8 protein-coding genes are annotated in these 8251 nt (G+C 60.0%); 5 read left to right on the forward strand and 3 right to left on the reverse strand.

All coding sequences use genetic code 11. The annotated features are described in order from the left end of the window. Nucleotides 1–12: 12 nt before the first annotated feature. From AC630_RS24685 to AC630_RS24710, 4 genes are all read left to right on the forward strand, one after another. Nucleotides 13–501 carry a c-type cytochrome, methanol metabolism-related gene (locus tag AC630_RS24685; RefSeq protein ID WP_074121032.1) on the forward strand — a complete coding sequence of 163 codons (489 nt, stop codon included), beginning with the start codon at nt 13–15 and terminating at the stop codon, nt 499–501. Between the two features lie 62 nt (nt 502–563). Then, nucleotides 564–1673 (forward strand): S-(hydroxymethyl)glutathione dehydrogenase/class III alcohol dehydrogenase, encoded by a 1110-nt coding sequence (locus AC630_RS24690; RefSeq protein WP_074121033.1) that lies wholly within the window; start codon nt 564–566, stop codon nt 1671–1673. Between the two features lie 33 nt (nt 1674–1706). Continuing rightward, nucleotides 1707–2270 (forward strand): S-(hydroxymethyl)glutathione synthase, encoded by a 564-nt coding sequence (gene gfa, locus AC630_RS24695; protein ID WP_074121034.1) that lies wholly within the window; start codon nt 1707–1709, stop codon nt 2268–2270. A gap of 1398 nt (nt 2271–3668) precedes the next feature. Beyond that, a complete protein-coding gene (locus AC630_RS24710) occupies nt 3669–3986 on the forward strand; it encodes an SdpI family protein (protein ID WP_074121037.1) in 318 nt (105 codons plus the stop codon). Nucleotides 3987–4175: 189 nt separating this feature from the next. Here the strand turns inward: AC630_RS24710 and AC630_RS24715 are convergent, their stop codons facing one another. From AC630_RS24715 to AC630_RS24725, 3 genes are all read right to left on the reverse strand, one after another. Beyond that, entirely contained in the window at nt 4176–5489 is a 1314-nt protein-coding gene (locus tag AC630_RS24715) for a serine hydrolase domain-containing protein (RefSeq protein ID WP_083636375.1), read from the reverse strand. A gap of 215 nt (nt 5490–5704) precedes the next feature. Beyond that, nucleotides 5705–7264 carry a serine hydrolase domain-containing protein gene (locus tag AC630_RS24720; RefSeq protein WP_074121038.1) on the reverse strand — a complete coding sequence of 520 codons (1560 nt, stop codon included), beginning with the start codon at nt 7262–7264 and terminating at the stop codon, nt 5705–5707. Nucleotides 7265–7489: 225 nt separating this feature from the next. Beyond that, nucleotides 7490–8047, reverse strand: a complete 558-nt coding sequence (locus tag AC630_RS24725; RefSeq protein WP_074121045.1) for a flavodoxin family protein — start codon at nt 8045–8047, stop codon at nt 7490–7492. Between AC630_RS24725 and AC630_RS46320 the strand changes: the two genes are divergently transcribed. Then, nucleotides 8028–8251: hypothetical protein (locus AC630_RS46320; RefSeq protein ID WP_208867046.1), on the forward strand; the 224-nt coding region annotated here is incomplete at its 3' end. The two genes, AC630_RS24725 and AC630_RS46320, sit on opposite strands and share 20 nt — an antisense overlap.

The following is an 8251-nucleotide window of genomic DNA, read 5'->3' on the forward strand; positions in this document are numbered from 1 at the left end:
GTCATTGCTGCGATGATCTTCGTTGCGTCCGGGGGAATTGCTGTCGCGGACGGCTCGGGCGACCCGACTGCCGTCAAGCAGAACGAAACGGGCGAATGGCTCGATAAGGATGGAAATCCGACCTACAAGGTCTCCGACGGGACCGTGGACTGGTACACCTATTCCGGATACCGCCGTTATCACTCGGACTGCCATGTGTGCCATGGCCCGGATGGAATGGGCTCGACCTATGCGCCGGCGCTGAAGGATTCGCTCAAGACCATGAGCTATGCCGATTTCATCGGCGTCGTCGCCTCCGGCCGCAAGAACATCTCGACCGCCTCGGAGAACGTGATGCCGGCCTTCGGCGATAACCCGAACGTCGCCTGCTACATGGACGATCTCTACGTCTATCTGCGCGCCCGCTCCAACGAGTCCTGGGGTCGCGCCCGACCAAGTAAGCACGAGGATAAAAACGAAGCCTATACCAACAATGAAGACTCGTGCATGGGCAAGAAGTGAACGTTTGGAGCTTGGCCGAGACTTAGTTCTTGGCATCTCCAGAAGAATTTGAGGAGTTTACGATGAAGACACGTGCCGCCGTTGCTTTCGAAGCCAAGAAGCCGCTCGAGATCGTCGAAGTCGATCTGGAAGGACCGAAGGCCGGCGAAGTCCTGGTCGAGATCAAGGCGACGGGCATCTGCCATACCGACGCCTACACGCTCGACGGCTTCGACAGCGAGGGAATCTTCCCGTCGATCCTGGGCCATGAGGGCGCCGGCATCATCCGCGAGATCGGCGCAGGCGTGAGCTCGGTGAAGCCGGGCGACCACGTCATTCCGCTCTACACGCCGGAATGCCGGCAGTGCAAAAGCTGCCTGAGCCAGAAGACCAATCTCTGCACCGCGATCCGCGCGACGCAGGGCAAGGGCGTGATGCCCGACGGAACCAGCCGCTTCTCCTACAAGGGCAAGCCGATCTACCACTACATGGGCTGCTCGACCTTCTCGAACTTCACGGTGCTGCCGGAGATCGCGGTGGCGAAGATCCGCGAGGACGCACCCTTCGACAAGAGCTGCTACATCGGCTGCGGCGTCACCACCGGCGTCGGCGCCGTCGTCAACACCGCGAAAGTCGAGCCGGGCTCGAATGTGGTCGTGTTCGGCCTCGGCGGCATCGGCCTCAACGTGATCCAGGGCGCCAAGATGGCCGGCGCCGACAAGATCATCGGCGTCGACATCAACGACTCCAAGGAAGATTGGGGCAAGCGGTTCGGCATGACCCACTTCGTCAACCCGAAGAAGGTCACCGGCGACATCGTCCAGCATCTGGTCGGCCTCACCGACGGCGGCGCCGACTACACCTTCGACTGCACCGGCAACACCACGGTGATGCGCCAGGCGCTGGAGGCCTGCCATCGCGGCTGGGGCACCTCGATCATCATCGGCGTCGCCGAAGCCGGCAAGGAGATCGCCACCCGCCCGTTCCAGCTCGTCACCGGGCGCAACTGGCGCGGCACGGCCTTCGGCGGCGCGCGCGGCCGCACCGACGTGCCGAAGATCGTCGACTGGTACATGAACGGAAAGATCCAGATCGATCCGATGATCACCCACGTGCTCAAGCTCGAAGAGATCAACAAGGGCTTCGAGCTGATGCATGAGGGCAAATCCATCCGTTCAGTCGTCGTGTTCTAGTTCAATAGCGTCACCCCCAAAGGAGGATCGACCATGACTGTTGCACTCCATCCCTCGATCGATAACGGCGTCAAACAGGGCAGCGGCAGCTTTGCCGGCGGCACGCTGGTCTGCAAATGCACGGACCACCCGATCAAGGTCGGCATCAAGGGCGATGTCGCCCACAACCACGCCTGTGGCTGCACCAAGTGCTGGAAGCCGGAGGGCGCGACCTTCTCGGTCGTCGCGGTGGTGCCGCGGCAGAACGTCACCGTGCTCGAGAACGGCGACAAGCTCCAGATCGTCGATCCCTCCGCGGTGATCCAGCGTCACGCCTGCAAGGCCTGCGGCACGCACATGTACGGCCGCATCGAGAACAAGAATCATCCGTTCTATGGCCTCGACTTCATCCATCCCGAGCTGTTCCAGGAGCAGGGCTCGCAGGCGCCGCAATTCGCCGCCTTCGTCTCCTCCGTGATCGAATCGGGCGTGAAGCCGGAGCAGATGGCAGGCATCCGTGCGCGGCTGAAGGAAATCGGGCTCGAGCCCTATGACTGTCTGTCGCCGGCGCTGATGGACGCGATCGCGACCCACGTGGCGAAAGCCAAGGCCGCCTGAGCAAAGCGGCTTGAACAAGGCCGTCTGAGCAAGACGCCAGACCGTTCGCCACGCCCCCCCCGGCTCGCCGGTCCCAATCAACGCCAGCGAGCCGGATGGGCATGGCTCCTAGATCATCGCGGCTATGCGCCGCCTGTGCACTCAGCCTATGTCGCGTATGTGAGGGTCCTGAGCTCCCTCAGTCCTGGTCTCTGAATGACTGCGCAGTGCCGCCCGCTTCCTGCTTGAAGTCCGCGTCCCTGCGTTTCTCCCTCCCTCGACTGAGGCATACTGCTTCGTCCGCGCAGTGATCCTGGCGGACGAAGCTTTTTTGTTGCGCCGACTTCACAGGCGCGCTGCGTGGTGCCGCGCCCTGCTTTTGACAAACCATCGATGCAATCTTTGCCAAGTGAGAACACTTGGCTGTGAACGCCGGGCCGGTGCGATCTCTGCTACGATCGTGCGATCACGATGCCGTGCGAAAATACAATCAATCAAGAACAAGTGCAGCCGCGGGTAAAGTTGGTCCCCTATAAGTACGTCCCCTAATCGGGGTAAAGTACGTCCCCTAGTCTGAAGCGCGGAAAGCCCCGCCAGCCACGGCGGGGCTTTTTAGTTTGGACGTAGACGTATCAGAGAATGCAATTTGAGCTGTCCGCTCTAAGCCGACGAGCAGCCATCCGAAGCTATTCGTCCGCGCCCCTCTTACCCCCCAAACTCGCAAGCGCACCCAGCTTAAAGCACGAAATGAAGAATGTAATTCTCGCCGCGTTTCGATCTTTCGTGTTTCGACACAGCCAGGGCCAGAAGCGGACGCGACTGCCTCAGATTGGATAGCGCCATTTCAACGCGCGTCGCACAAGCAAAAGCGCTGCAAGGACACCGACCAGTACCGCTAGATACACGGCGACCGCCCAACGTTCATGAGGCAGGTAGCCAGGAGCACACATCAGCGCAAATAACGCGCATAGGAGTGCTGTCTGCGTACAAAATAGCGGGGACCGGAGTATCCCTGTTGGCTTGAGCTCTGCGAGCCTGTCGCCCGCGCGTGTCGCGCGTCGATAGAAGAACACCAAGGCCGCGACTGCCACAATCCATGCCATGCGGCAAAGTTGGCACGGAAGTGCTCAATATGCCTGAACGAATTATGGAAAATGCGACACGATTGATTTCATGGCTGCTTTGGGTCAAGGCCGAAGAACTCACAATGAGCACAACCGGCCCGCTACGGCACTCAGAGCAGACAAAACAGCGGACATCAGGATTCGTCGGTTTGGGCCACAACCAGACCTCGGGTAATGGGTCAACCTGCTGGCAACCATACGGAAATTAGACGCGAGCGGTTAAAATTAGACAAGCACAACTTGCAGAGGCTTCGTCTTGCGATAGGCTTGCTCGTTTTCTGGGAAGGCGCAAAACATGTTACCCGCAGATTACGTTTTTGGTCTGGCTGTTGCGTTGGTTGTCACCTTCAACCTCTATTTTGGGCCCCGTATCGGGCGCGAACTGATCGCAATGCAGTGGGGACGCAACGGGGAGCCAACATGGTACGCCCCAAAATGGTTCGCGATGTGGGGAATGGTTGTCTTCATGGGAGCTGTTCGGCTCTTTATTTGGCTGGCTTCGAGTTATGCGCCGCAAAGTGTGCACGGTGTTGAATTAGGAATAGTCATTTTCTCGGTAATCACCGCAGGCTCCCATCTGTTCGTTTTGATGAAGGCGAGAGCGGCACACTGAAGAGGTCGGCTGTGGGGCAGACTGAGAAGAACTCATGGTGAGCAAAACGAGTCCGCTGTTGCCTTGATTGCCGACGTGCGAGCGGACATGGACTTCGGTCGCTGAGGGCCAGAAGCAGACCTCTATTCCGACGTCGAGAGCGGAGTGATCTCTCTTCCCCTCTCCCACAAGAGGAGAAGGAAGGTGGCGTCACCCGAACTGCGCGACCACGGCCGACCACAGACGCCAGATTTCGGGGGACTTTTCATCGACGGCGGTCTGTACCATGACCAGCTTCGAGGGCGGATCAACGAGGATGCGCTGCCCGAGGTGCCCCAAGAGTGCGAATTGCCGTCTGCCGCCGGGAAACAGGTAGACCTGATAGCCGTACCCGAACCCTCCCTCGGCTTTTGCCAGATACGTCTCGGAGGCGCGCACCGTGGTCGCATCAATCATCCACTGTGCAGGTATGATCTGTATGCCCTCCCACGCTCCGTCGTGGGCCAGCAGACGGGCGAGCCGCGCGTAGTCGCGCAGCACCGCATTGAAGAACCCGTGCGCCACCTCACGGCCTTCCGCATCAATCAGCCATTTGGCATCCGCTTCCGTGCCGATCGGCTGCCAGACTTTTTCCTGGAGATAGCCGCACATTGATTGACCGGTCGCGTAACGCAGCACGAGACCAAGCACGTCCGTCTCGATGCTGGCGTAATGGAATCGCGTCCCCGGCGGCGCGACCCGTTGGTTGAATTGCGCGATGCTGGCAACGGTGCCTTTTTGGGAAAACCAGTGCTTGCGCACCATGTCGCCCCACAGGCGATCGAGGTCGTCTCCGCTGCCTTTCGCTTCGTCGTTCTCTTCACCGAACTTCACGCCAGACGACATGTGCAGCAGCGCGCGGATCGGCGTTGCACCGTATTCCGTGCCTTTCAAGCCGGGAACATAGGTCTCCGCAGCATCGTCGATCGACTTGATCGCGCCTTCCGCGGTCGCGATCCCTATCAGCATGCCAGTGATCGATTTTGCCATCGACTGCGACATCAGCCGGTCTCGATCGGTGCGGCCGTACTGATAGCGCTCAACCAGAATCCGGTCGTCCTTGGCGATCAACAGGCCCGTCACCGGATTGCGCGCCAGATAATCCGCAAGCGAAGCGCGGTTTCCCTTGTACTGGTAGCTGACATCCGCCGGCGTTCGCTTGAATGGCCAGGCCGTGGCCGCGCGATCGACGTGACGCGTCGGGAATATCTCATCGTAATGACTGAATGCGCCGACGCGGTATTTTGGCGAGGCCGGATTGCCGGGCTGAAAGATCCGCCACCGGTCCTTGATCGGGTAGTTCTCGGCCGCGCCGTAAAGTTCGGCGTCCGGGCCATCAGCGAAAAAGGACGGACCACCACCGATTTCGGCAGCCCAACTCCATTTCGCCGACGCCGCAACGCAGGTTGCCGCAAGTCCGGTCAGGACAGAGCGTCGCGAGAGTGCTTTCCCGGCGCTGGTATCAGGCTTTGAAGGACTTCTCATCGCTCATTGTTCGTAGCGAAAACTATTATTCGCCAAACTAGAACACTCCCAGATTCAACTTAACACTCGTCCGCGCCACTGCCGTGCGCCCATCTAGTCTGACGGTGCCTGCTACCGTTCAATGTCTGCTCCTCCCCGAAAGCGACCTACTTACTGCGCGGCAACGAAATGACGCAAAGGGCCACGACCGGAAGGCCCCTTTTAAAAGCTTGGCTCTAATTCGCGCCGGCCTCGCCGTCGACCGTGACCTCGCGGCCGCCCCTGGCTCTGCCGCGCAGCACGACCTTGTTGTCGCCGCTGAACGAGAGCGAGAACTTCTGCTGCTCGCCCAAGCCCACATACTGCACATCGATCGCGAAGGTATCGCCGCTCACCCACGCGCCCTTGACCGCGCGCAATCCGAAGGACGTCGGCTCGCTCTTGCGATAGAGGCCGTCGAGGCCAATCGGGCCGCGCTCCTGGATCACGGGATTGGCGGGATTGTGCGAATCGATCTCCACGGCGTAGCCAGGCCTATCCGTGAACGACAGCGAAAGGGATCTGACATCGAGCGCATTGGTGGCGAACCGGTAGGTCTTGCCTGAAATCACCGACGCGATCCGGGGCGTCGGGCCGACCTCTGTCGGCTTCTCGGTCGAGACGTCGCTGACCGCATCGGCGAGCAGGCGCGCCGCGTCAGAATTGGCCGGCAGCGGCGCTTCAGATTTGACCGCGCCAGAGATACCCTCAGCCATCCTGCGGAACGAACAGAAATCCCTCGCAGTCATAGCCGCCACGATGTCGAGATCGGGAAACACCATGATCACCTGGCAGTGATAGCCGACCGCCATGAAGACATGCCGGTCGGGCAGCGCCCAGAACTGGTTGTGATAGGTCAGGCCGGGGTCGAACGTCGCGTTCATGCGGATGGTGGCATGATTGACACTGTCGACCCATTCCGCGGGAAGGAGTTGTTGGCCGGCCCACTCGCCATGGCGCAGATAGAGAAAGCCTATCTTCGCCATGTCGTGCGGCCGCAGCGACAGGCCGAATCCACCGATCGCGATGCCTTGCGGATCCCTGCGCCAGAACGGCGGTGCGATCCCGAGCGGACCGAGCAGCTTCGCATTCGCATAGGTAGCCGTAGCCGTCCCCGTGAGCTTGGTGACGATCGCCGAAAGCAGATGCGAATTGCCGCTGTTATAGTAGAGCAGTTCTCCGGGCGCATGCGATGACATCGGGCGATCGAGGATGAACTTGACCCAGTCGGGGCTGCGCCGCATGTCGATCATGGACTGCTCCCGGCCGCCTTCGAACCCCTCATCCCATTCGAGGCCTGAGGTCATGTCGAGGAGATGCTGCACCGTGACCGCCTTCTTGCGCTCGTCGACATTGGCGACATCGCGGTCGGCAAAGAGGTCGAGCACCGGGTGCTCGAAACTGGCGAGCAGACCGTCCTTGCGCAGCATGGCGACGAGGCTGCTAACCACCGACTTGGTGGCAGAGTTGAGGTTGTGTGGGATGTCCCCGGTGTAGGGTGCGTAGTAGGCGTCGAGCACGATGCGCCCGTGGCGCGTGACCAAGAGGCTGTCGAAGCTCTTGGTCTTGCCATAGGCGATGATCTTCGCAAGTTCGGCAGAGTCCATTCCTTGTCCTTCGGGCGTGGACATCTGCCAGTCCGGAATCGGCCAGACCGACTCGGCGGCACGCAACTCCCCGGTGCCGAAGCAAGCCGCCATCAACAATATGACGGCGCCGCGTACGAGATCGGCAAAAGCAGGTCTCTTGTTGGGCATGGACCCCTCCAGGCACGTTTGAGAGTATGGGTCGGCCAGCGGGAATGTTTGGATCATACCAATCTCCGCGAGTGTGACAAGGTCATGGTGCTCTGTATAGGACCGCTTGGGACAAGGCGGCAGGGCGACGATTTGGTCTACCGCTTCAAATCGGCAGAAGCGATGTCTGCTCTTCTCCGAACCCGACAAGCTTACTGCGCGGCAACAAAATGACGCGAAGTGCCACTAACGGACATGACGGCTCGCAACCTGAGCCAACCGCCTACCAAGGTATTCTGCCGTGTTCAGATCACTTTGAGGCAAGGTGCCATCAATCAAGTGCGTGGCGAGTCCGAGCTGGCTCCCAAGACGATTGCGACCACCCGGATCCTCTCCTCCCGGAACGTCCAGCCCGCACCACAACATACCGTGTTGAGCTGCGAGGATCGTAAAGTAGGTCAACGTGTGGAGTTGATCGCCACTTGGACAGGTGCCCGTGGTAAAGCCTGCTGCAATCTTGTTTGCCCAATTCTGTTTGCTCCATCTGTCGCTGGAAGCATCAGCAAACGCCTTGAATTGGGCGGAAGGTCCGCCCATGTAGGTCGGGCTGCCGAATGCCACGCCGTTCGCGGCGTCAATTGTCCGGAGCACCGTCTCGTTCTGAAAGCGACCTGAGACGATGTCATCACTACCGATCCGGCAAAGGGTTACATCGGCAATTGCAGCCGCCCCGCGCTCTACGGCCTGCGCTAACTTCTCAGTAGTTCCGGTTACGGAAAAGTAGATGATCGCGAGCTGGGTCATTGCGGAAGCCAGTTGCAAATGGTCGCATATCTTCGATGCCATCATCGATTGGCACAAGTGCATCCGTGACGTTTTTGAGTTCGGCTTCGGGTCATTCGCAACGAACCCCACCGATCATGACCGACATCCGATGTCCGCTTCGTCCCGCTTGCGACCGAAACGGCGTGGCACCGCAATATGTCGCGAAGGGCCAAATTCCGATTC

This window comes from Bradyrhizobium sp. AS23.2 (assembly GCF_001908185.1).
Lineage (GTDB): Bacteria > Pseudomonadota > Alphaproteobacteria > Rhizobiales > Xanthobacteraceae > Bradyrhizobium.